Origin of the sequence: Oceanobacillus sp. FSL K6-2867, from assembly GCF_037963145.1 — a bacterium.
Lineage (GTDB): Bacteria > Bacillota > Bacilli > Bacillales > Amphibacillaceae > Oceanobacillus.
The window spans coordinates 986,340-1,009,029 of the sequence record NZ_CP150144.1 but is presented as its reverse complement, the minus strand read 5'-3'; the positions used below and the strand labels follow the sequence as shown (position 1 = coordinate 1,009,029).

The following is a 22,690-nucleotide window of genomic DNA, read 5'->3' as shown; positions in this document are numbered from 1 at the left end:
TCAGGGCGAAATTTTTCAGTTTCTCCTTGCGTGAAAAAAACCTACGTATTATAAAATTCCTAAAGAGCTTAGAAAAACAATAATAATTGTAGCAGGTACTAACCAGCGCATAATCTGAAACCATATATGGAACAACCCATTTGGCAATTGGTTTCCATAGGAAAATTCCTGCCTTAATAATGATTTATCCAATTTAAAGCCGATAAACAATGAAATAAATAGACAGCCACCAGGCAGCATAATATTACTTACAAGGAAATCACTTGCGTCAAATACGGTTAAACCGAATAAAGTGAAATCCGTAAGCAGATTGGTGGATAGTGCAGATGGAATGCCTGCTAGAAATACGAGTAAACCGGCAATGAATGCAACTTTCTTTCTTGAGCGCTGTTTATTTTCTGTAAAGGCTGCAGTAATAATTTCCAGCATACTGAAGGACGATGTCAGTACCGCGAATAAAAACAACAGTAAAAATAAGCTTAAAAACAATTCACCGAACGGCATTTGTGCAAATACTTCAGGAAGTACAATAAACAGTAGTCCAGGACCTTCTGCAGGCTCTAAACCAAAGGCAAATACAACCGGAAAGATTGCTAATCCCGCGAGTAGGGAAACAAAAATATTCATAATACTTACCGAACCAGCTGATGCCGGTAAACTGACATCTTTTTTCAAGTAAGAGCTATATGTCACCATTACCGAGATTCCAACTGCTAAGGAAAAGAATGCTTGCCCAAGTGCATATAGGACATTTTCTGCATTCAGCTTGGAAAAGTCGGGCTGGAGGAAGAAGCGAATCCCTTCCATTGCTCCTTCAAACGTAACGGAACGAATCACGAGAATTACAAAGAAAATAAAAAGTAAAGGCATTAGAACCTTATTTGATTTCTCGATTCCATTTGTAATTCCGAGAGATACAACAATAATATTAATGAGCACAAATAATCCAAGACCTAAAATCGTCACGAGCGGGCTGCCAGTAATAATTTCAAATAGCTCGGGATAAATCGCATTTTCTTTAATGATTTGGCCAGGTATAGACATGAGACTGTAAAGAAGGACCCAGCCTCCTACGACACTGTAAAATGCCATCAAAATGAATGCTCCCGCCACGCCCCACTGCCCAATAAATGACCAAGGAGTTTTTGGTGCCAGTGTCTTGTAAGCTGAGACCGCTTCTTTTTGCGACCCTCTTCCGATGATAAATTCTCCAATTAAAAGGGGAAGGCCAAGAATGATGGTAAAGCCAATAAACAGGAGAAAAAAGGCGCCCCCGCCATTCATTCCCGTCATATAAGGAAATTTCCAGATTGCTCCAAGACCGACTGCCGCTCCAGCAGAAGATAGGATAAAGCCGAGCTTTGTCGACCATTGTTCTTTGTTTTTGTTCATGCTGTAATTCCTTTCATGTTAGAAAAAGTTATCTTATTAGTATAGCATACTCATTTTTATTTTGAAGAACTTCTATATATAGTTAAAGCTTTGTTCGAATTTCCCAAAGCTCAGGAAAAAAATAATGCTCCAGAACTTTTTTTAAATAGCTGACACCAGTTGAGCCACCAGTACCTGCTTTATGACCGATAATACGTTCAACAGTTTTCATATGTCTGAAACGCCATTGCTGGAACCAATCCTCAATATCTACGAGTTTTTCAGCTAATTGGTAAAGGTCCCAATACTGGCTCACATTTTGATAAACGGTCAGCCATGCCTCTTCGACACTTTTATGTTTTTGATATGTTTTAGATACATCTCTTTTTAAAACTGCTTCATCAATTGCTAAGCCTTCCTTTGCCAATGCCTGAACAGCAACGTCATAAAGCCCAGGTGCATGATAGGCATCCTTTAAAATTTTATGGAGCTTCTTATCCTTTTGATATATTTTCAAAATAAATGGAGTTTTATAGCCTAGGACAAATTCGACTAGGCGGTATTGGTAAGACTGAAATCCAGAAGCATTTCCCAGTTTGTCTCTGAATTCCATATATTCTGCAGGTGTTAACGTTGAAAGAACATCCCAAGCTTGAATAATCTGTGATTGTATTTTGCTGACACGGGCAAGCATTTTATAGGACGCTTGCAGTTCGTTTGCTTGAATTTTTTCGATTGCAGACTGTATTTCATGTATGATAAGTTTTAGCCATAGCTCGCTAACTTGATGGATAATTATAAATAGCATTTCATCATGGTGGCTGGATAATCGTTTTTGACTCGATAATAAAGGCTCAAGCTGAAGATAATCTCCATATGTCATTTTCTCCATAAAATCTGTATGAATTCCTTTTTCCGATTGAAAAGTTTTGTTGGAGGAATCCTTCATTATTTATTCTCCTCCAGTGGACGTAATACTGCACGAACTGGACTGCCGTCTGCACCGTGAATTGCCAGCGGCAAAGCTATTAATTCATATATTCCCGGATGAATATGGTCGAGCATAATATTTTCCAAAATGTGAATTCCATGTTGGTGGAGGGCATGATGTGTGTTAAGTTCTTTGCTGTCCGGTGCATCGACAGAGGGGATATCAACGCCAAGTAATTGAATGCCTTTTTCGCCTAAAAACTGGGCAATTTCTGAATCAAGATAAGGGAATTTGCTTGGGAACCGCTTTGGGCTATTCCGTGATGTTCGCAATAGCAGTCTTGGAGCATGATCAAGGTGGTAATTTTTAAGTACTGCTGCTGTAATCTTATCTGTATGACTGACATCGATGACGACAGCTTTTCCGGTATAAAGATCGAGGTCGAGCTGATCAACGGTTTTACCATTGGAGTCAAAATGAAAGGGGGCATCAATATGTGTTCCGGTGTGCAGACTTGTTGTGATTTCTCCAATATTGGCAGAGCCGGTCTGCTCCTTTGTGGCAGAAAGCTTATAATGGAATGGTGTATCTCCAGGCCAATGTGCCATATCATTCGTTAGGGGTTGTGAAATATCAATCCATTTACTCATGCAATTACACCTCGTTTATTTTCATAGTTTTTATAGCTTTCCTTCTCCATAATGTTTTTTAAGAGTTGCACCATTTGCCATATTTCTTCAAACGTATTGTATAAGGCAACAGGGGCAATCCGTATTCCATTTGGATTGCGAAAGTCAGGAATAATGCCATTTGCTTTTAATGCTTTGCAAATTCGTGCTGCTTCTGGATGCAGCAATAAAACGTGTCCACCTCGCTCATGATCTTGCCTAGGATTTGCGATGGAAAAGGAATATGAGGCCAATTCGCTTTCAATCAAGTCCATTAAGTACGCAGTTAGCCGTAACGATTTTTTGCGGACATTTTCAATGCCGGCTTCCTCAAACATTTCTAGGGAGCCGAGTAATGGTGCCATACTCAATACATGTGGCGTTCCGATTTGATAGGCGCCCGCATGGTTTGCAGGGGTTAATTCATGCTCCATATCAAATTGCTTTTCCTTGGAAGAACTAAACCATCCCGCAAGTCCTGGTGTTTTGCCGAAATGATTTTGATTAACATACAATCCTCCAACACTTCCAGGGCCTCCATTTAAATGCTTATACGTACACCAAAAAGCAAAGTCAGCACCCCATTGCGATAGACTATGAGGAATTGCACCAATCGAATGGCATAGATCAAAGCCAATAAGAATTCCTCGTTTGCGAGCTTCTTTTGTTATCCTTTGCATATCTAAAATTTGGCCACTGCGATAGAGGACACTGGGCAGTACAATTAATGCGATTTCGTTTGTCATGCAATCGATAATATCTTCTGTTTTCAATGTATTGCCATCAGTACTCGGAACTTGGACGAGATGAGTTTGAGGATTAAATCCATTTCGTACTAATTGACTTTTTAATGCATAAATATCAGAAGGGAAATTCAATGCGTCCGCAAGAATTTTGGTTCTTGTACCTTTTGGGTGATAGAAGCTTGCTGTCAGCTGATGAAGATTAGTTGTCGTTGAACCAGTAATGATCACTTCCTTTTGCTTTGCGCCAACAAGGTTCGCTGACATTTTACCGAGCTTTTCGGCTAAATAAAACCAGGGATAATTACCATCTGTCCAACCATCAATAGCATGAATTTTCCAATCACTCATGACTTCAATTACAAAATGCTCAGCCCGTTTTGATAATAGTCCGAGGGAATTGCCATCAACATAAATTGCATCGTTCGGTATGTAGAATTCAGTTCGAAAATGTTTCAGGCAATCCTCTTGATCCAATTGCTGTGCATATTGACGTGAATACATCATAAAATTGGCCCCCTTTTGCATTTGTATGTTCAATCTAACATAAGAAGTAAGGAAATATCCAATAAATTTAGTATTTTAATAACAATTGTACAATTAAATTATACTCATTTATACTAGAGGTAGAAAATAAAATATATAGAGATAGGGTAAAAAACACGGTGTACTGCTTTAAATTATTTAGGAGGGATAATTATGACAGCGCTATTATTAGAGGTTGAAAAGCTTCGTAACTTTATTAATGGAAAATGGTCCGAAGTAAATAATGTCCAGGCAGTGATTAATCCGGCAACAGGGGAAGAAATTGTGCAAGTGCCTTTATCAACGAAAGAAATGGTGAACGAAGCGGCGGCTGCTGCCAAAGCTGCGCAGAAAGAATGGGCGCTTGTCCCTGCACCACAGCGTGCAGAAGTGCTATACCGTGTTGGCTACATTATGAAAGAGCGTAAAGAAAGACTGTCACAGCTTTTGACAATGGAAAACGGGAAAGTAATTGAAGAAGCACGAGGAGAGGTTCAAGAGGGAATTGATATGGCATTTTACATGGCCGGAGAGGGACGGCGCTTATTCGGTCAGACAACACCTGCTGAATTAAAAGATAAATTTGCGATGAGTCAGCGTGCCCCAGTAGGAGTTGTCGGGATTATTACACCGTGGAATTTTCCGATTGCAATTGCCACATGGAAGTCATTTCCTGCAATTGTGGCAGGAAATGCGGTCATTTGGAAACCAGCTACGGAAACACCAATCATGGCATATGAGCTCGCTAAAATTTTTGAGGAAGCTGGTCTGCCTGAAGGGATTATTAATGTTGTGTTTGGTTCGGGATCAATCGTTGGTGACGCAATGGTCCATCATGAGGATATTCGTGTAATTTCTTTTACAGGATCCAATGATACTGGGAGAAATATTGCAAGTGAATGCGGAAAGCTATTAAAGAAGGTTTCCTTAGAAATGGGCGGAAAGAATGCTGTAATCGTCATGGAAGATGCCGATTTGGATCTTGCAGTCGAAGGAATACTTTGGAGTGCTTTTGGCACGAGCGGCCAGCGCTGTACAGCATGCAGCCGGGTTATTATACATGAAAAGGTAAAGCGTGCTTTAGAAGAAAGGCTGCTTGCTGCAATGAATAAGCTGACCATCGGCAATGGACTTGATGAATCGATCAAAGTGGGACCGATTATTAATCAATCCGGCATTGATAAAATAAAGCAATATATCGGAATTGGCAGGGAAGAAGGGGCCAGGCTGCTTGCAGGTGGTTATGAGCTGACAGAGGATTCGCATAAAAATGGCTATTACTTTGCTCCGACACTGTTTACGAATGCTACGGCAGATATGCGGATTGCACAGGAAGAAATTTTCGGTCCAGTTGTTTCGATTATCCCCGTTGCGAGCTTTGAAGAAGCAATTGAAGTAAATAATGGTGTGACATATGGACTGTCCAGCTCGATTTTTACAAATGATGTGAACCGTGTTTTTAAAGCGCAGCGAGATTTGGATACTGGGATCGTCTATGTGAATGCAGGGACGACTGGAGCAGAAATTCACTTGCCGTTTGGAGGAACAAAAGGGACCGGGAACGGTCACCGGGATTCCGGAATCCAAGCATTGGATGTTTTTACAGAATGGAAGGCAATTTACGTGGATTACAGTGGAAAATTACAACGCGCACAAATCGATGTAGAATCATAAGCTATCCATGATAGAGGATTTTTGATTTGCCAAATAGATAAATGATGCTTTTACCAGTCTAAGCAGGGAGTGAATCGAATGAAAATAGGTGTATTAGGTTCAGGCTTGATGGGAAAAGAAGCAGTACGTGATTTGGTGTCAAGTCCTGGCGTGGCAAACGTCGGACTTGCAGATATTGATATCGAGCGGGCGCGACTCGTATGCAAGCAGCTGGATTCAAAGAAATTAAAGGCCTATCAAGTAAATGCGGGCAATAGAGAGGAGCTTGCAGCATTTATTCGTAAGTTTGATGTGGTTATAAATGCATTGTTCTATTCGTTTAATGAAATCGTTGCTAAAACTGCAATTGAGGTAGGGGTCAGTTCAGTAGATTTAGGCGGGCATATTGGGCATATGACAGATAAAGTGCTGGGGCTTGCAGATGACGCGAAAACTGCTCAGGTTACCCTCATTCCAGATCTTGGAGTAGCTCCTGGGATGATCAATATTTTATCAGGCTATGGTGCAAGCAAGCTTGATCAAGTAAAGTCGATTAAATTATATGTTGGTGGAATTCCTGTAAAGCCAGATCCTCCAATTGAATATAATCATGTATTCTCAATGGAAGGGGTTTTCGATCATTATACAGATCCTTCCCTCATTATTCGTAATGGTATCAAGCAGGAAATTCCTTCACTAACAGAGGTAGAGCCAATTTATTTTGAACGGTTTGGTCCGTTGGAAGCTTTTCATACATCGGGAGGTACATCAACGCTCTCTTTATCCTTTCCAGATATTGAAACACTTGAGTACAAGACAATTCGTTATCCAGGTCATGCGGAAAAATTTAAGCTGCTTGTTGATTTAAATTTAACCAAGTTAGATTATGAGGTAGAGGTTAATAGTCAGATGATTCGACCTCGTGATGTTTTTCTGAAGGTGCTTGACCCGATTGTTGAGTTAGGTGAAAAGGATGATGCTGTCCTATTAAGGGTAATGGTATCCGGTGAAAAAGATGGAACAGAAGCCGCCTACACATATGAGATGACAACATATAAGGACCGGAAAACGAATGTAACAGCGATGGCCCAAGCGACTGCCAATACCATTTCAGTTGTTGCCCAGATGATTGGTGATGGAACAATTGCAAAAAAAGGAGTATACCCGCCAGAACAGATTGTCCCTGGTCAAACGTATATCGAAGCGATGAAGAAACGCGGTGTAAACATCTTGGAAACGGCAACCATCAAAGAAAAGGGATCAGTAAAAATAAAATAAAGGTTTAGAGATGACAAAGGGGTTTGACAAAAGTGAATACCATATTTATTGCAGGACACGCAAGACTACCAGCAGGTATGGCGGCCAAAAGCATTTATGACACATTAACCATTACAGCAGAAATTGATAAAAAATATGGTGTTATCGTAGCTGCAAACTGTACATTAGCCACGGAGCATGGGAGAGAATTTGTTCAGCAATTACTAAGGGGCTACAGCTTGCAGGATGGGATTGATAAACCAATTGAAACGGTAAGACAGCATTACTTAGGGAAAGCAGGCAATGCTCTCGCCTCTGCCTTAAATGATTTGTATAAACAATATGTGAATTATATAGAGGTATAATAAGAATGAATAAGTGGAGATGGTGCTGATTGTGCCATCTTCTTTATTTTACGCAAATATTTCACTTCTGATGAGGCATATGTTTTTTCTGAACTATAATTGGGTGTCTAATTTTGAACGATTTTTTTGCTTGAATCATAAAATGAAGAAGATATAAATCCAGTTCATTAACAAAGGCAGGTGGCGGAAATAGAACATTATAAAAAGCATATCGTCAACACTCGTCGTGTATGTGACATGGTGAATACAAGTTCTGAGTTTCGTATTAAAATCCCTATCAAAGCTGCTAAGAAAATCAATAAAGTGGATACTTATCAATATAATGCATTGGCTGATGGGGAAAGTCTTCAATATACAAATAAGGACGAATTAAAACAATATGGTGAACGCGGTATATTAGATCCAAAGACGGTATCCTATGTAAATCTATTTATTAATGGCGTATTGCAGCCGCCAGTTACCTATGAGATTCAGGAAGGAATATTACGATTAAAAACAAGTGATGTACCTCCAAAAGGGACTCCTATCATACTGCAATTTATTACGATTTATCAATAAGGGTGGCATAAGACCACCCTGTTTCATGTGAAGTTATGTTGTAATATCAGTAGTAGAAGTCGTATCGAAGTTGACTATTTCCAGTACGATTGGTGTTCCTGTTAATATGGAATCAGGACCGGCAGGCACATCAATACTAAGTGATCCAACCCCCGTTGCTCCAGGAGTATAAGTTGAAATGTCCTGCATTTGCAGTACACCATTAATATATACGTGATAGTAACTGTTATTATCTACTAACACTGGGAGTTCAACGACTTCAGCACCAAGATCATCAAAGAAATCAGCAGCATCTATTGTTAATGTGCTTTCAGGTTCAGTGTCAGCTGCTGTTACATAAAAAAACTTTTCAACCGCTGGCGTGACCTCTGTGTCTGTTGATGCAGAAACAAATAATTTCATAAGCTGCAATGCCATTAATGTCTCTCCTTTCTATCTGTAAATTGTTTCATTTTAGTATATGAATCAGAAATCGCTATGCATAGATATGTTCATCATTTCTATGTTGAATGATGTTTTTGTACATATATTAGAGGCAAATAAAAACCCTAGCATATAAATGCTAGGGGAATATAAGTTATTATGTTCTTTAAACGAACTCTGTTTCGCCTTCCCAAGCGGGGAGCATTTTATTCAGCTGCTTATCTTCCCGATAGCCTAATACATACTCTGCCTGCATAATAGTATGAATCTCGCGGGTTCCTTCATAAATGACAGGAGCTTTCGAATTTCGTAAATAGCGTTCTACTGGATATTCATCGGAATAGCCATAAGCACCGTGAATTTGTACGGCATCATCTGCTGCTTGATTAGCGAAGTCACAAGCTTGCCATTTTGCGAGGGAAGTTTCTCTTGTGTTACGTTTTCCATGGTTTTTAAGCTCACCTGCACGATAAACAAGCAAACGACTCATTTGATAGCCAGCTTCCATCTTCGCAATCATTTGCTGAACGAGCTGATGTTTGCCAATCTCTTTGCCAAACGTTTCCCGTTCATGACAATATTTTACGGAAGCCTCCAGACAAGCCATTATTTGTCCGACAGCACCGGCTGCAACTGTAAAGCGCCCATTATCTAATGCTGCCATGGCAATTTTAAAGCCTTCTCCTTCTTCTCCAAGCAGGTTTTCTTTTGGTACTTTGATGTTTTCGAAGAATATTTCGCCTGTATTACCGGAGCGGATACCGTGTTTGCCTTTAATTGCCTTCGATGAAAAGCCTTCCCATGAACGTTCAACAATAAAAGCGGAAATAGCTTTATGCTTTTTAGAACGATCACCTGTATAAGCAAATACAATGAAATGATCAGCAATATCACATAGGGAGATCCATGTTTTCTGACCGTTTAGAATATAATAATCACCATCCCGTACAGCTGTCGATTGTAATGCTGCGACATCAGATCCTGCTCCGGGCTCTGTTAGGCCAAATGCGCCAATTTTTTTTCCTTTTGCCTGTGGAGTAAGATACTTTTGCTTTTGCTGCTCAGTTCCCCATTGCAGTAATGTCATACTATTTAAGCCAGTATGCACAGAAACAGCTGTACGAAAGGCGGTATCGCCCCGTTCCAGTTCCTCACAAACAATGGCTAATGCGTTATAATCCATTCCGCTGCCGCCATATGCTTCAGGAATGCAGACACCCATTAGTCCAAGTTCTGCGAGTCTCGTCAATATTGTTGGATCAAATTTTCCTTCTCGATCCCACCCGTCAATGTATGGCATAATTTCTTTATCTGTAAAGCTTCTTACCGTCTCACGCAGCATTTTTTGTTCTTCATTAAATTCGAAATTCATAAAGCTCATCTCCTTGTTTTATTTATTTTTTATTTCCTTATCGTCAATATGAAATTCCTGATTATGTTCTCCGGCATCAGGAGGATGCAGGTTATAAGCGACGGGTGTGCGAGAAAGTTTTAATGGACTGCCAATCATTTTGATAGAACCTGCTGTTGGGTGCTCGTAATCTACAAACATTTCACGATCATGCAGCTGCGGGTCATTGCTTACAGCTTGTAAATCTTGAATTGGACCACATGGAATATTATTGGCATGACACTGTTCTAACCAATATGTGGTTGGCTTTGCTGCAAAGGTTTTCTGTAGTTGTGTTACAAGTAAATCTCTATGTTTTACCCGGTCTGCATTCTTCTCAAATCGCTGATCGCTGCTAAGATGAGGAACATTTAATAGACTGCAGAGCTTTTTAAACTGATTATCATTACCAACAGCAATTACCATTTCTCCATCAGCTGTGCTAAAGGTTTGATATGGAACGATATTGGCATGATGGTTGCCGAGAGGAGAAGGTATTTTACCAGACATTAAATAATTACTTCCGATATTAACCAAAGCGCTTACTGCTGAATCATATAGTGAAAGATCCAGCTTTTGGCCTTTACCTGAATGGCTGCGTTCAAGCAATGAAGCTTGAATTCCGATACAGGCGTATAGTCCAGTTAAAATATCTGTAATGGCAATCCCCATTTTCTGTGGGCCGGATGCTTCTGTGCCCGTAATGCTCATTAATCCACTCATCGCTTGAATGATAAAGTCATAGCCTGGCAAATCCTTATATGGTCCTGTCTCGCCAAAGCCAGTAATGGAGCAGTAGACGATGGAAGGATTCAATTGTGTGACGGATTCATAATCAAGTCCGAAACGTTCCATCGTTCCGGTTTTAAAATTGTTCATAATAACATCTGATTCTGTTATTAATTTTTTTATCTGTTCAATTCCTTCCTTTGTTTTCAGATCAATGGTAATGCTTTTTTTATTTCGATTAGCACATAGGTAGTAAGCGCTGACATCATTTTGAAAAGGGGGTCCCCATCCGCGTGTTTCATCACTTCCTCCCGGTGCCTCGACTTTGATTACTTCTGCCCCAAGATCGCCAAGAATCATCGAGCAATAGGGTCCTGCCAGCACCCTGGACAAATCAAGGATTTTAATGTTGCTTAATGCACCAGTCATGTAATTCCTCCTTTCCCATGTTATAAAAAAAGCCAGCCCAAACAAATGCAGGATTGCTGCAATTTTGTTCGAACTGGCTTTTATTTGCTGAAACATACCTGATAAAAGGAATGTGAACAAATTAGGCAGTTATGAAAATATACTTTGATATACCGTGTTAATTGACGTGGCATACGTCTTTCACCGTATTATTAATAAGTATACTTTATTCCGAATACTTTGTAAATAACTTTTAGCAATTGACCAGGAATTAACTTAGTAAAAAAATTTGTCCAAAAATGTTTTAACGCACCGAACGCGCCCACTCTGGAAATACCTTCTCGCAACCAACCAAGCTGGAGTCCCCTTATATAATATCGAGCATCGGTATCTCATAAAAGAAGTCTTGTTACTTATGCTGAGTTTTCGCATTGTTAGTTTCTAACCTATGTGCCAGTTATCTGTTTCACGAATCCGCCATGTCCGTAATAAGTTTCTCTTACTTTATGACAATCTAAAGAAGACTTGCCAAATCGCTAATTAATGAGGCTAACGTATTTGGGAATAAAGACTCTAAAATTGACAATAGCTAATTAAGCCTTAACTAAAAACAGCTGAAGCCTGATACTGGAGACCTAGTAAAAACGGGACTTTCTTTGTCTCGTCTCCATAATAGATTGTATGACAAATCAAACCACCTAAAATATGGAGCACATTCTGTACTTTTTATAACGTACAGAACGTGCTAGTACAGGTGATTAAGATAAAAGCAATCTCTGACCGATTTATATGGGTACTTTTACCCTATGTTTTTATTTCGCTGCTTTTTGAAGCTTTGTAATCATTTTTAGAGCGCGTCCGGTACCGATTGCTACTGATTCCAATGGATTTGGTGCCATATGAACTGGTACACTGATTTCATTAGCAAGCCATTCCTGCATTCCGTTTAAAAGCGAACCTCCGCCAGTTAAGACAATTCCATGATCGACAATATCCCCACTTAATTCAGGAGGACAGTCCTCTAAAGTAGCGCGAATTGCTTCCAGTATTTGCTCTAGTGATTCTTTAATCGCATTATAAATTTCTGTCGATGTAATTTCAATCGTTTTAGGCAAACCAGTTACCATGTCACGACCACGAATGTCCATTGTAGCTTCCTTGTGATCAGGATGAGCATAACCGATTTCCATTTTGATATTTTCTGCAGTGCGTTCACCAATTAAAATATTATACGTTTTGCGGATATGCTGAATAATTTCATCATCCATCTTGTCTCCAGCAGTTCGGACTGAATTACAAGACACAACTCCGCCGAAAGAGATAATACCAACTTCAGATGTTCCCCCACCAATATCAACGACCACATTAGCAATTGGTTCATCGACCGGTAGATCTGCACCAATTGCAGCGGCAACAGGTTCTTCAATTAAATGCACATGTTTCGCACCATAGCTTGTTACAGCGTTATGGATTGCACGTCTTTCCACTGTCGTACTGCCTGAAGGGGTACAAACAACAACCGTTGGCTTGCGCATGGACATGCCAAGCTTTTTACTTACTTTTTTAAGCAGTTCTTTCAGCATTTGAGCAGTAACATCATAGTCAGCGATAACCCCATCCCTTAAAGGACGAATAGGTATGATGTTTTTTGGTGTTTTACCGACCATTTCTTTTGCTTCCGCACCTACTGCTACAACTCTCTTTGTTTCCATATCGATTGCCACAACAGATGGCTCATTTAAAACGATTCCTTTTGTTTTTGAATAGACAAGTATATTCGCTGTACCAAGATCAATTCCGATTTCCGCATTTGAAAACATAATAGGTTCCTCCAATGATGGCAATTTATTTTATCGTAGATTAAGGGGCAGTATTCCCGTTATTGTATAAGATCAAAATATATATGATAGGGGTCCTGCCCCTAAAAGCTGTTTGTTTCGTTCTCTCATAAGCATTCGCTTTTTAATAGAGAAGTTTAAACTTCCAATGCTAGTATGAAGTGCTTTTGAAGTATATATAAATAGGAAATAACATTTCGATATATATACCCGGATTCCATTTAAACATAGTTTCCCAATTTATATTCGTAAAATGCCTTTGTTGCATACATTTAATAGAGTTAAAAGGTTTTACTTTCCTATCTATTATAATAAAGAACGTTACTCTTAAAATTAAAACATTTAGTGGGGGAAATGCAAGTGACATTTTGTTTACAATTCATTGCAACTTGTAATATAAAACGCTGATTTAAAAGGTGTCAACCGTAATTTAGTACTAATTTTTTCCTTAATATTGAACTTTTACCTGTACAGCCGAATTTAGGATTTAGGACTTTTCTACGAAATACAAGGTTTTAAGTTTAATAGGTAAAATGATCGATAACTATTTTTCTAGATTGGAAAAGCCTTCCTCAAATATTACAAAAATCTCGTGCTATGATGATTTTGCAAGAAACAACAAAACCAAAAGGAGAGTGTAACAAAGATGTTTAAAAAAGTAGGAATAACTGCTGCTTTATCAACTGCGCTATTATTCGGCGGAGCATTTACATCTACTGCTGATGCGTCAGCAAACCAAGATCAACCAACAAATCCTTCATATAAAGTCTATTATTCAGTAAATGGACAAAAGCTTTCAGAAGGAGATGTCGATGGCCTTGTCAATAAGGTATTAAGTGGATTTGAGATTGATTGGAATAAGGTAGATTGGAAATCTATCCCTGCGAAAGAACAAAACCAAAAACAAGAGCAAGCTTCAGAAAAAGAACAAGCTAAGACACCAGCAAAACAAGAAAAAGAACAAGCTGAAGCACCGGTAAAAGAAAAAGCTCCAGCTAAAGAGGAAAAGCAAGAGAAAGAACAAGAAGCAGCAACACCTGCACAGCAACCAGCTCAAAAAGAAGAGCAATCAAACCAAAATCAGCAAGCTTCACAGGAATTAAGCCAGTTTGAACAAGAAGTTGTAGATTTAACAAACCAAGAAAGAGAAAAACATGGTTTAAGTGCATTGAAAGTGGACACAGAATTAAGCAAAGTAGCACGTGAAAAATCTCGTGATATGGCAACAAGCAACTACTTTGATCACAATAGCCCGAAATATGGTTCTCCATTTGATATGATGAAGAACTTCGGTATCTCTTACCGTACAGCTGGAGAGAACATTGCTAAAGGGCAACAAACTCCAGAAGAAGTTGTGAACGCGTGGATGAATAGTGAAGGTCACCGTGCAAACATCTTAAATGGTGAGTATACTCATATTGGAGTAGGTTATGTAGAGCAAGGCAACCACTGGACACAACAATTCATTGGCAAATAATATATTGATAGAGACTAGCTTTTAGCTGGTCTCTTTTTTTATGCTAAAAAGCTGATGGTCGTATAAGCTATAGAGTAGGATATTTTAGGGTATACATAGATACAAACTAATTTTGATGTACATACTGTTAAGGAGGTGGATAATAATGGTTCAAGGATCTGTTAACTTAAATACAGTATTGACAAAAGAATGGCTTCAGGATTATGTTGACGGCTGGATTAACTTTTATAAAAAACAAACGGTTGATGGTGAGGTGGCAACCTACATACCGATTTTGGCAAATGCTGACCAGCATGCACTAGGCATATCAATTATTGGGAAGAATGGTGTAACGATAAAATCAGGTGATACAGAAGAGAAGTTTACGATACAAAGTATCTCCAAAGTATTGACATTTATTGCTGCCTGTATGGACAGGGGACTGTCCTATGTACTTAATAGAGTGGATGTGGAGCCGACAGGAGAAGCATTTAATTCGATTATGCATTTAGAAATGAGGCAGCCGAAAAAACCGTTTAATCCATTAGTTAATTCAGGTGCAATCACTGTTTCTTCACTATTAAGTGGAAAAACATCCGATCAGAAGCTGGAAACACTTTTTATGTTACTGGAAAAAATGATTGGCTATCGACCAGTAGTAAATGTGGAGGCATATGAATCAGAACGTGATACCTCGATGCGGAATCGATCAATCGGTTATTATTTATTGGAAGGTGGCTATCTGGAATCTGATCTTGGAATTACGTTAGAGACATACTTTAAGCAATGCTCGATTGAGATAACAATAGATGATCTGGCGAAAATTGGATTAGTGCTTTCCAATGATGGACTTGACCCAAACAATGAAGAAGAAATTATACCGCGATCTGTTGCGCGCCTTGTAAAAGCCTTGATGCTCACTTGTGGAATGTATGATGCTTCGGGGAAATTCGCTGCCTATGTTGGTATACCTGCGAAAAGTGGTGTATCTGGAGGCATTGTCGCAGTCGTTCCGCCAAGAGTGAGGGATGAGGAGCTTCCGTTTTTAGATGGCTGCGGAATCGGGGTTTTTGGCCCTGCTTTAGACGGACAGGGAAATTCTATTGCTGGAATCAAGCTGTTGAGGCATATTGCAAATCAGTGGGATTTGAGCTTGTTTTAATAATATGACGGGGACATCTTCAGATGAAGAATGTCCCCGATTGTATATTAAGCGGATTTCGATTTCGCGGCTCTTTCTTGCTCTCTTTCTTCTTTAGCTACTTTCAAGAATCGCTTCGTTTCATAAGCTACGACTCCAGATAGTCCGAGGAGTCCGATTAAGTTAGGTATCGCCATTAGTGCATTAAAAATGTCGGAAAATAGCCACACGATATCAATAACTGTAGTTGCACCAAAGAAAACTGCAACAACCCACACGACGCGATAGGTTGTAATCGCTTTCGGACTCTTGAATAAATAGTTAAGACACTTTTCCCCGTAATAGGACCAAGCAATAACTGTAGAATATGCAAATAGAATTGTCGTAATACTTACAATTAAGACTCCCGGCGTTCCTAGGAATACACCAAATGACTCACCAGTTAAGGCACCACCTGCTACACCAGTTTGATGCAGATCTGCCATAACAATCGTAATTCCAGTGATACTGCAAACAATAATTGTGTCGATAAATACCTGTGTCATTGAAACGAGACCTTGTCTCCCTGGGTAGTCTGTTTTTGCTGCAGCAGCTGCAATTGGAGCAGAGCCAAGGCCTGCTTCGTTTGAGAAAATCCCACGTGCAACTCCGTATCGGATAACAGTACCTAGGATACCACCACCGACAGCACTTGCAGTAAATGCATCTGTTAGGATGAGATTAATAGCAGCTGGAACAATATCAAAGTTAAGTGTCATGATAATTAAGCCACTGATAATATAAAATACAGCCATGATTGGTACAAAGAAAGCAGTTACACGTCCAATACTTTTAATTCCACCGAGAATAACCAATGCAGTAACAATAGCAAGAATAATTCCGGTAACCCATGTCGGGATGTTAAATGAATTCTCGGCAGCAGCGGATACGGCGTTTGTTTGTACCATGTTACCAATTCCGAATGCTGCAATTGATCCAAAAATCGCAAATGCGACAGCTAGCCATTTTAATTTTAAGCCTCTTTCAAGATAGTACATCGGTCCCCCGGACATTTGTCCATCTTGACCTTTGACCCTGTACTTTACAGCGAGCACGGCTTCCGCGTATTTTGTTGCCATCCCAAAAATCGCCATTCCCCACATCCAAAATACAGCTCCTGGTCCCCCGGCAATAACAGCTGTAGCTACCCCAACAATGTTACCGGTCCCAATTGTTGCTGCCATCTGAGTGGTTAAGGCTTGGTATTGGGAAATGTCCCCATCTGACAACTTATCTTGCTTTTTGCGACTAAATGCGTTTAATAGTGCTGTTGGTAAAGCAAGAATTTGTACGAAGCCAAGTCTGAAAGTTAAGTAGATCCCTGTTCCAACAATAAGAATTAATAATGGCGGTCCCCAAACAAATGCACTTACTTGTTCTAAAAAACCTATCATTGAATCATCCCCCCTTTATTACTTACACTTACTAATATTCCGAAAATTTAATGAGTTGTCAAGAGGAAATAAAAGTTAATTTAGATTATAAAAACAAAACCTTCTGAACTGAAATGTTGAAAACTCATCAACAAAAGCCTTTGCTACTAACGATTTCTCAAAAGTTTTCGACATAATAAAACAAAAAATCATCCAATCATATTTATAATTTTTTGCTTATGGATGACTAAATTGCTTATAATAGAGTAGGGAGAAAGGGGTTATTAATATGATTCGTGTACTATTTGTTTGTTTGGGCAATATTTGCAGATCGCCAATGGCAGAAGCTGTTTTTCGGGATTTAGTGGAAAAAGAAGGACTTTCTGATAAAATTAAAGTGGATTCAGGAGGTACGGGTGATTGGCATGTTGGAAATATACCACATGAAGGAACAAGGGAGCTGCTTGACCGTGAAGCAATTTCGTATGAAGGGATAGTTGCCAGGCAGGTGAAGGAACAGGATTGGGATGACTTTAATTATATTATCGCAATGGATGACCAGAACATAGCCAATCTGAATAATATCCGAAAAGTGCTGGATGATTCGGTGACAGTCGCCAAATTAATGGACTTTGTCGAAAATCCAGAAGATGTCAATGTTCCTGACCCATATTATACGGGGAATTTTGAATACACCTACCAATTAGTTTTGAATGGGTGTGTTCATTTACTAAAATCTATAAAGAATACATATCATATTGCTTAAAGGAGAGAATGATAATGGGAAAACGTAGAATCATTTTAAGTATGTCAATTGGAGCAGTTGTAGGTGGAGCGGTTGCATTATTCGACAAAAATACAAGAAGCTATGCGAAAGAAAGATTTGATGCAGCAAGATCTTGCTCATCACATTTTATTAGTAATCCATCTGAAGCAATTCATAGTTTGCGTAATACTTTTGATGAATTAAACGAAACGATTGCAAGTGGTGCAGAGAATGCAATCAATGCTTTGGAACAAGTAGAATCAACATTAGAAAAGGTTACGAATAAAAAAGCGTTAAAGTAAATATAGTAATGTGTAATGTAGAGAATGTGCTGAAAGTTTTCGGACAATTACTATATTTAATTTATGGGAGCGAGTGAACGTGAAAAATATACTGATCCTTGGGAAGCAGTTTTATCAGCGCGTCGAAAAGGTGGATGTGTTTGGTCTAGCTGCACAATTAGCATATTTTTTTCTATTGTCACTGTTCCCATTTTTATTATTCCTATTAAATTTAATTGGATATTTACCCCTCGATGCACAAGTGATTTTAGATACGATTGCAACCTATGCGCCACCACAAGTAATGAATCTAATTAATAATAATATTGGGCAAATGTTGAATCAGCAAAATGGCGGGCTTCTTTCCATCGGAATTATTGGGACGCTTTGGGCTGCCTCGAATGGGGTCAATGCTATTACAAAAGCGTTTAATCGAGCGTATGAAATAGAAAATAACCGCTCGTTCTTTTTTGGACGACTTATTGCGATATTATTAACCATTGCCATCGTCATCGTTATTATCATCGCATTAATTTTGCCTGTATTCGGAAGAATGATTGGCTTATATTTGTTTTCCATATTTGGTTTATCGGAAGACTTTTTGCAAACCTGGGAAACATTTCGCTGGGGTATTTCTTCTGCGATCTTCTTTATTGTGCTTCTCTTTCTCTATAAATTAGCACCTCATAAACGGATATACTTTAAAACTGTTATTATAGGTACTGCATTCGCTACGATAAGCTGGCAGTTCGTATCATGGGTATTTTCCTTCTATGTCGTTACGATTGGTGATTACTCTGCTACATACGGAAGTCTAGGGGTAGTCATCATACTGATGTTCTGGTTTTATCTATTTGGCATCATTATTATTCTTGGTGGTGTATTAAACGCATTTATAGAAAAAGTATATAGACGCCCATGATCGGTGAAAGAAAATAGCTACCTCCTAAAAGGCAGCTATTTAAGTAAACGCAAACTATTTAAAATAACGAGGATAGTGCTCCCTTCATGACCAATAACACCGAGTGGCAAATCAATCATTTGAAAGTAATTTGTAAGGACCAGCAACAAAATGATGCTTAAAGAAAAAATGATATTCTGCTTAATAATGCGGTTCATTCGTTTGGATACATGAATTGCGTTTGTAATTTTTGTCAGGTCGTTTTTCATTAATACCATATCTGCTGTATCGAGGGCAATGTCTGTCCCTTCTCCCATTGCAATACTTACATTCGCATTCGCTAAAGCAGGAGCGTCATTAATGCCATCTCCGACCATTGCCATCGTTTTGTATTGCTTCCTAAACGATTTGACGTATGCTACTTTATCCTGTGGAAGGCAATTGGCCTTGTATTGGTTTATGCCAACTTCCTCGGCAACAGCTTTAGCCGTCAATTCATTGTCACCAGTAAGCATAATCGTTTCAATGCCATTTGACTTTAAGTTATGAATCGCTTCTTTTGCTGATTCTCTGATCGTGTCTTTTAGGATAAACATACCGATAATTCGCTCATTTATTTGAATGAAGGTAGATGTTTTTTCAGCAGTGGATTGTTTGTCTGCGTATTGTTGTTGGAAGGCCACTGTTAACTCTTTCCCTACAAAGTCTGCTTTACCAATTCTCCACTCATTATTTCCTACTGTAGCGATAATTCCTTTTCCACTAATATTTTTTAGATGCTTAATCTCAAAAGTAGGAGCTAGGACTCCAGCTTTATCCAAACAATAAGCAGTTATCGATTTGGCAATAGGGTGTGTCGATTCTTTTTCAATAGCCCCGATAATAGACAAGATTTCCTTTTCATTAACAGCTTCGTCCATATATACCTTTGTTACGGCTGGCTTCCCTTTGGTAAGTGTCCCTGTTTTATCCAATGCAATAGCTTGGATGTTGCTTAAATTTTCAAGGTGTACGCCACCTTTAAAAAGAATCCCTTTCCTTGCAGCATTCGATATAGCGGATAAGGTTGCAGGTGAGATGGAAGCTACGAGTGCACAAGGAGAAGCTACAACTAGTAACACCATTGCCCGGTAAATACTGTCAGAAAGTGTCCAGTTAAATAAAAGATATGGAAGAAACATCATAATAGCTACAATTGCTAGCACTCCATATACGTATGTGCTCTCGAACTTTTCAATAAACAGCTGTGAGGTTGATTTCTCCTCTTGTGCAGATTGGACAAGCTGGATAATTTTTTGGAATAATGTTTCATTTGGTTTTGTTGTAATCTTTATTGTTAATGTACCATCTAGGGCTACAGTGCCTGCGTACACATCATGCTGATTTTGTCTGTAGATAGGCAGTGATTCACCAGTAATCGTGCTTTCATCAATCGTAGAAGCACCCTTAACGATAACTCCATCAGCTGGAATGCGTTCACCAGCCCTTACGAGAATAGTATCGCCAATTTTCAGCTGGGAAACAGGTATTGTCGTTTCTCGTTTGTCTTGCAAGAGTAAAGCCTCTTCAGGTTGTAAATCCATTAATGATGAGATTGCTCGATTGCTTTTATTCATCGAATAGGTTTCAAGAGCACCAGACAATGCAAAAATAAAAATTAAAATAGCGGCTTCTGTCCAATAACCGATTGTGATTGCTCCAATTGCGGCAAGAATCATTAAGATTTCTACATTTAATTTCTTTGTTTGAATCGTTTCTGTGATGCCTTCCTTCGCTTTAGCATATCCACCAATTGCAAATGCAAATCCGTGAAGCGCAAACCAAAGAACAGAGGTTAATTGATCTTTAAAAATCCATGATAGGAGTAGTAGAAGCCCGCTAATTAGCGCAGCAATTAATTCGTGATGCTCATAAATAGCTACTGTTTTTAACTTGGAAATTGGAGTCTTCCAAGTTGTACGTTTCATTTCTAAAGTATCAGTAGACATGACAGTTACCTCCTTTTAATAATGTTTACCTTTTTATAATAATTCTAATTAGATATTTATTATTATATCAGCAAAGAGGCAAGAGTCAATATAAATTTTGCAAATAATAAACTTTCCTTTTTTGCATATGTACAACTAAGCCATTCACCAAAGTTTTAGGTGCATGGCTAGTTTTCTAAAAATAAATTTATAGAAACAGATTAATTGTTACAATTTTTTAGTAAAATCATTTAAAACAGAATTCATTACGTTGTTTTATCAACTTAATTCTGTTACAATTGCATTTGAAAATTATATATAACAAAGGGGTGCTTTTGGTGAAAAAGCTTAAGTTATCTTTAATGCTTTTAGCTTTAGTTATGATTGCTGTGCTAAGTGCATGTGGCAATTCTGGAGATACAGCAGGGGAAAATTCATCAGATGAAAGATGGGAAGCGATTCAAGATGCAGGTGAGCTTGTAGTCGGAACTTCCGGTACATTAATTGCTGCATCCTATTACGATGAGAACGATGAATTAACAGGTTATGATGTGGAAGTAATGCGTGAAATCGCAGAACGTTTAGATCTTGAAGTAAGCTTTGAGATAATGGGGATTGACAGTATGCTTCCAGCAATTCAAAGTGGAAGAATTGATGTGGCAGCGAATGATATCGAACCGACCGATTCAAGAAAAAAAGAGTTCGATTTCAGTGAGCCTTATAAGTATTCCTACTCAACAATGGCAGTTCGTGAATCCGATAATTCCGGAATCGAATCATTGGAAGATTTAAAAGGCAAAAAAGCAGGTGGTGGAGCAACGACAATTTACAGTCAAATTGCCGAGCATTTTGGTGCGGAAGTTGTGACATATGGAAACGCTCCAAATGAGGCTTATTTAAGCGATGTCAGCAATGCGCGTACTGATGTTGTTATTAATGACTATTATTTAACGAAATTTGGTGTCGCAGCATTTCCTGATTTCGATTTGCATTTGCATCCAACATTAAAATTCCATCCAACTGAACAGGCGGTTGTTATACCAAAAGGTGCGGATAAACTAACGGAAGAAATTAACCGTGTATTGAAAGAGATGCGTGAAGATGGAACGTTATCAGAGCTAGCAATCCAATTTTATGAGGAAGATGCTTCAGAGAAGCCAGAAGGCGATATTGAAGAAATAGAGGGTCTTGATCTGTAGGGCTTATAAGGGGAATTGATAAATGAACTTTAATGGGTTTGATTTTGGAGGATTATTTGATATTGAATTAGCCATTAAAAATCTGCCTTTCGTCCTGGAAGGATTACCAATGACATTGATTGTGTCAATAGCTGGTATGGGTATAGGCCTTGTGTTAGGCCTGTTCCTGGCTTTAGCCAGAGGTTCTAAACATGGACTGTTACGGCTTCCAGCACGGATTTATATTTCCTTTATGCGTGGTACACCAATGCTCGTATTTCTTTTTATACTTTATTTTGGTCTGCCGGTAGTTGGTATTCAATTCACAGCAACAGCAGCAGCTATTATTGGTTTTGGGCTGAATAGTGCGGCATATATTGCTGAAGTGGACAGGGCTTCGCTTAATAGTATTGATACTGGACAATGGGAATCAGCAAAGGCATTGAATATGCCATACTGGACAACACTGCGAAAAATCATCCTTCCTCAAGCAACAAGGATTGCAATCCCACCACTCACGAATGTGTTTATGGACATTGTAAAAGCTACATCATTAGCGGCCGTAATTACTGTTCCAGAGCTGTTTCAGAAGACACAGATTGTAGCAGGAAGAGAATTTGATGCGATGACAATGTATGTCCTTGTAGCACTCATCTATTGGCCAATATGTATATTAATTGGCGTTTTACAAGAACGGTTAGAAAAAAGATATAGTCGGTTTGTTTAGGT

At 38.9% G+C, this 22,690-nt stretch carries 21 protein-coding genes; 11 read left to right on the top strand and 10 right to left on the bottom strand.

All coding sequences use genetic code 11. The annotated features are described in order from the left end of the window. Positions 1–48: 48 nt before the first annotated feature. The 4 genes from NSQ77_RS04870 to kynU form a co-directional block, all read right to left on the bottom strand. Complete coding sequence (locus tag NSQ77_RS04870) at positions 49–1,392, bottom strand: sodium-dependent transporter (protein WP_339229191.1); 1,344 nt, start codon at positions 1,390–1,392, stop codon at positions 49–51. An 82-nt stretch (positions 1,393–1,474) separates the two neighbouring features. Next, a complete protein-coding gene (gene kynA, locus NSQ77_RS04865) occupies positions 1,475–2,320 on the bottom strand; it encodes a tryptophan 2,3-dioxygenase (protein ID WP_339229190.1) in 846 nt (281 codons plus the stop codon). Beyond that, positions 2,320–2,952: an arylformamidase gene (gene kynB / locus NSQ77_RS04860; protein WP_339229188.1), complete on the bottom strand. Its 633-nt coding sequence runs from the start codon at positions 2,950–2,952 to the stop codon at positions 2,320–2,322. The genes kynA and kynB overlap by 1 nt, the downstream gene beginning before the upstream one ends. Next, on the bottom strand, positions 2,949–4,220 hold the full coding sequence (gene kynU, locus NSQ77_RS04855; RefSeq protein WP_339229186.1) for a kynureninase: 1,272 nt from the start codon (positions 4,218–4,220) through the stop codon (positions 2,949–2,951). Before kynU ends, kynB begins: the two co-directional genes overlap by 4 nt. Before the next feature lie 192 nt (positions 4,221–4,412). Between kynU and NSQ77_RS04850 the strand changes: the two genes are divergently transcribed. The 4 genes from NSQ77_RS04850 to NSQ77_RS04835 all read left to right on the top strand — a co-directional run bounded on the left by NSQ77_RS04850 (position 4,413) and on the right by NSQ77_RS04835 (position 8,071). Further along, positions 4,413–5,912, top strand: a complete 1,500-nt coding sequence (locus NSQ77_RS04850; protein ID WP_339229185.1) for an aldehyde dehydrogenase family protein — start codon at positions 4,413–4,415, stop codon at positions 5,910–5,912. 78 nt (positions 5,913–5,990) lie between these two features. Further along, on the top strand, positions 5,991–7,169 hold the full coding sequence (locus NSQ77_RS04845; protein WP_339229183.1) for a saccharopine dehydrogenase C-terminal domain-containing protein: 1,179 nt from the start codon (positions 5,991–5,993) through the stop codon (positions 7,167–7,169). 32 nt (positions 7,170–7,201) lie between these two features. Beyond that, positions 7,202–7,513 carry a DUF3870 domain-containing protein gene (locus NSQ77_RS04840; protein WP_339229181.1) on the top strand — a complete coding sequence of 104 codons (312 nt, stop codon included), beginning with the start codon at positions 7,202–7,204 and terminating at the stop codon, positions 7,511–7,513. A gap of 237 nt (positions 7,514–7,750) precedes the next feature. Next, the gene (locus tag NSQ77_RS04835; protein WP_339229179.1) at positions 7,751–8,071 is read left to right on the top strand and encodes a DUF4183 domain-containing protein; all 321 of its coding nucleotides are present in this window, start codon (positions 7,751–7,753) and stop codon (positions 8,069–8,071) included. A 33-nt stretch (positions 8,072–8,104) separates the two neighbouring features. Here the strand turns inward: NSQ77_RS04835 and NSQ77_RS04830 are convergent, their stop codons facing one another. From NSQ77_RS04830 to mreBH, 4 genes are all read right to left on the bottom strand, one after another. Then, on the bottom strand, positions 8,105–8,488 hold the full coding sequence (locus NSQ77_RS04830) for a DUF4183 domain-containing protein (RefSeq protein ID WP_339229177.1): 384 nt from the start codon (positions 8,486–8,488) through the stop codon (positions 8,105–8,107). Positions 8,489–8,660: 172 nt separating this feature from the next. Then, entirely contained in the window at positions 8,661–9,866 is a 1,206-nt protein-coding gene (locus NSQ77_RS04825; RefSeq protein WP_339229175.1) for an acyl-CoA dehydrogenase family protein, read from the bottom strand. 18 nt (positions 9,867–9,884) lie between these two features. Next, positions 9,885–11,042, bottom strand: coding sequence for a CoA transferase (locus NSQ77_RS04820; protein ID WP_339229173.1), 1,158 nt, complete (start codon positions 11,040–11,042; stop codon positions 9,885–9,887). 791 nt (positions 11,043–11,833) lie between these two features. Then, the gene (gene mreBH, locus NSQ77_RS04815) at positions 11,834–12,841 is read right to left on the bottom strand and encodes a rod-share determining protein MreBH (protein ID WP_339229172.1); all 1,008 of its coding nucleotides are present in this window, start codon (positions 12,839–12,841) and stop codon (positions 11,834–11,836) included. A gap of 664 nt (positions 12,842–13,505) precedes the next feature. Between mreBH and NSQ77_RS04810 the strand changes: the two genes are divergently transcribed. Beyond that, complete coding sequence (locus NSQ77_RS04810) at positions 13,506–14,336, top strand: CAP domain-containing protein (protein WP_339229171.1); 831 nt, start codon at positions 13,506–13,508, stop codon at positions 14,334–14,336. Between the two features lie 145 nt (positions 14,337–14,481). After that, on the top strand, positions 14,482–15,477 hold the full coding sequence (locus tag NSQ77_RS04805; RefSeq protein WP_339229169.1) for a glutaminase: 996 nt from the start codon (positions 14,482–14,484) through the stop codon (positions 15,475–15,477). Positions 15,478–15,524: 47 nt separating this feature from the next. Here the strand turns inward: NSQ77_RS04805 and NSQ77_RS04800 are convergent, their stop codons facing one another. Further along, positions 15,525–16,889 (bottom strand): sodium:alanine symporter family protein, encoded by a 1,365-nt coding sequence (locus tag NSQ77_RS04800; protein WP_339229167.1) that lies wholly within the window; start codon positions 16,887–16,889, stop codon positions 15,525–15,527. 268 nt (positions 16,890–17,157) lie between these two features. Here NSQ77_RS04800 and NSQ77_RS04795 point away from each other — a divergent pair, with 268 nt between their 5' ends. From NSQ77_RS04795 to NSQ77_RS04785, 3 genes are all read left to right on the top strand, one after another. After that, positions 17,158–17,634: a low molecular weight protein-tyrosine-phosphatase gene (locus NSQ77_RS04795; protein WP_339229165.1), complete on the top strand. Its 477-nt coding sequence runs from the start codon at positions 17,158–17,160 to the stop codon at positions 17,632–17,634. 14 nt (positions 17,635–17,648) lie between these two features. Further along, positions 17,649–17,936 carry a YtxH domain-containing protein gene (locus NSQ77_RS04790; protein ID WP_339229163.1) on the top strand — a complete coding sequence of 96 codons (288 nt, stop codon included), beginning with the start codon at positions 17,649–17,651 and terminating at the stop codon, positions 17,934–17,936. Positions 17,937–18,015: 79 nt separating this feature from the next. Then, positions 18,016–18,837: a YihY/virulence factor BrkB family protein gene (locus tag NSQ77_RS04785; protein ID WP_339229161.1), complete on the top strand. Its 822-nt coding sequence runs from the start codon at positions 18,016–18,018 to the stop codon at positions 18,835–18,837. A 35-nt stretch (positions 18,838–18,872) separates the two neighbouring features. On the opposite strand, the gene NSQ77_RS04780 is transcribed toward NSQ77_RS04785, so the two are convergent. Continuing rightward, positions 18,873–20,804, bottom strand: coding sequence for a heavy metal translocating P-type ATPase (locus NSQ77_RS04780; RefSeq protein WP_339229159.1), 1,932 nt, complete (start codon positions 20,802–20,804; stop codon positions 18,873–18,875). A gap of 317 nt (positions 20,805–21,121) precedes the next feature. Here NSQ77_RS04780 and NSQ77_RS04775 point away from each other — a divergent pair, with 317 nt between their 5' ends. Next, positions 21,122–21,982 carry a transporter substrate-binding domain-containing protein gene (locus NSQ77_RS04775; RefSeq protein ID WP_339229157.1) on the top strand — a complete coding sequence of 287 codons (861 nt, stop codon included), beginning with the start codon at positions 21,122–21,124 and terminating at the stop codon, positions 21,980–21,982. A 22-nt stretch (positions 21,983–22,004) separates the two neighbouring features. Continuing rightward, positions 22,005–22,688: an amino acid ABC transporter permease gene (locus NSQ77_RS04770; protein ID WP_339229155.1), complete on the top strand. Its 684-nt coding sequence runs from the start codon at positions 22,005–22,007 to the stop codon at positions 22,686–22,688. Positions 22,689–22,690: the final 2 nt, after the last annotated feature.

Bases quoted from the DNA above. Each gene is read 5' to 3' on its own strand.
- NSQ77_RS04870 (WP_339229191.1), bottom strand. From the start codon at position 1,392: ATGAACAAAAACAAAGAACAATGGTCGACAAAGCTCGGCTTTATCCTA.
- kynA (WP_339229190.1), bottom strand. From the start codon at position 2,320: ATGAAGGATTCCTCCAACAAAACTTTTCAATCGGAAAAAGGAATTCAT.
- kynB (WP_339229188.1), bottom strand. From the start codon at position 2,952: ATGAGTAAATGGATTGATATTTCACAACCCCTAACGAATGATATGGCA.
- kynU (WP_339229186.1), bottom strand. From the start codon at position 4,220: ATGATGTATTCACGTCAATATGCACAGCAATTGGATCAAGAGGATTGC.
- NSQ77_RS04850 (WP_339229185.1), top strand. From the start codon at position 4,413: ATGACAGCGCTATTATTAGAGGTTGAAAAGCTTCGTAACTTTATTAAT.
- NSQ77_RS04845 (WP_339229183.1), top strand. From the start codon at position 5,991: ATGAAAATAGGTGTATTAGGTTCAGGCTTGATGGGAAAAGAAGCAGTA.
- NSQ77_RS04835 (WP_339229179.1), top strand. From the start codon at position 7,751: ATGGTGAATACAAGTTCTGAGTTTCGTATTAAAATCCCTATCAAAGCT.
- NSQ77_RS04830 (WP_339229177.1), bottom strand. From the start codon at position 8,488: ATGGCATTGCAGCTTATGAAATTATTTGTTTCTGCATCAACAGACACA.
- NSQ77_RS04825 (WP_339229175.1), bottom strand. From the start codon at position 9,866: ATGAATTTCGAATTTAATGAAGAACAAAAAATGCTGCGTGAGACGGTA.
- NSQ77_RS04820 (WP_339229173.1), bottom strand. From the start codon at position 11,042: ATGACTGGTGCATTAAGCAACATTAAAATCCTTGATTTGTCCAGGGTG.
- mreBH (WP_339229172.1), bottom strand. From the start codon at position 12,841: ATGTTTTCAAATGCGGAAATCGGAATTGATCTTGGTACAGCGAATATA.
- NSQ77_RS04810 (WP_339229171.1), top strand. From the start codon at position 13,506: ATGTTTAAAAAAGTAGGAATAACTGCTGCTTTATCAACTGCGCTATTA.
- NSQ77_RS04805 (WP_339229169.1), top strand. From the start codon at position 14,482: ATGGTTCAAGGATCTGTTAACTTAAATACAGTATTGACAAAAGAATGG.
- NSQ77_RS04800 (WP_339229167.1), bottom strand. From the start codon at position 16,889: ATGATAGGTTTTTTAGAACAAGTAAGTGCATTTGTTTGGGGACCGCCA.
- NSQ77_RS04795 (WP_339229165.1), top strand. From the start codon at position 17,158: ATGATTCGTGTACTATTTGTTTGTTTGGGCAATATTTGCAGATCGCCA.
- NSQ77_RS04790 (WP_339229163.1), top strand. From the start codon at position 17,649: ATGGGAAAACGTAGAATCATTTTAAGTATGTCAATTGGAGCAGTTGTA.
- NSQ77_RS04780 (WP_339229159.1), bottom strand. From the start codon at position 20,804: ATGTCTACTGATACTTTAGAAATGAAACGTACAACTTGGAAGACTCCA.
- NSQ77_RS04770 (WP_339229155.1), top strand. From the start codon at position 22,005: ATGAACTTTAATGGGTTTGATTTTGGAGGATTATTTGATATTGAATTA.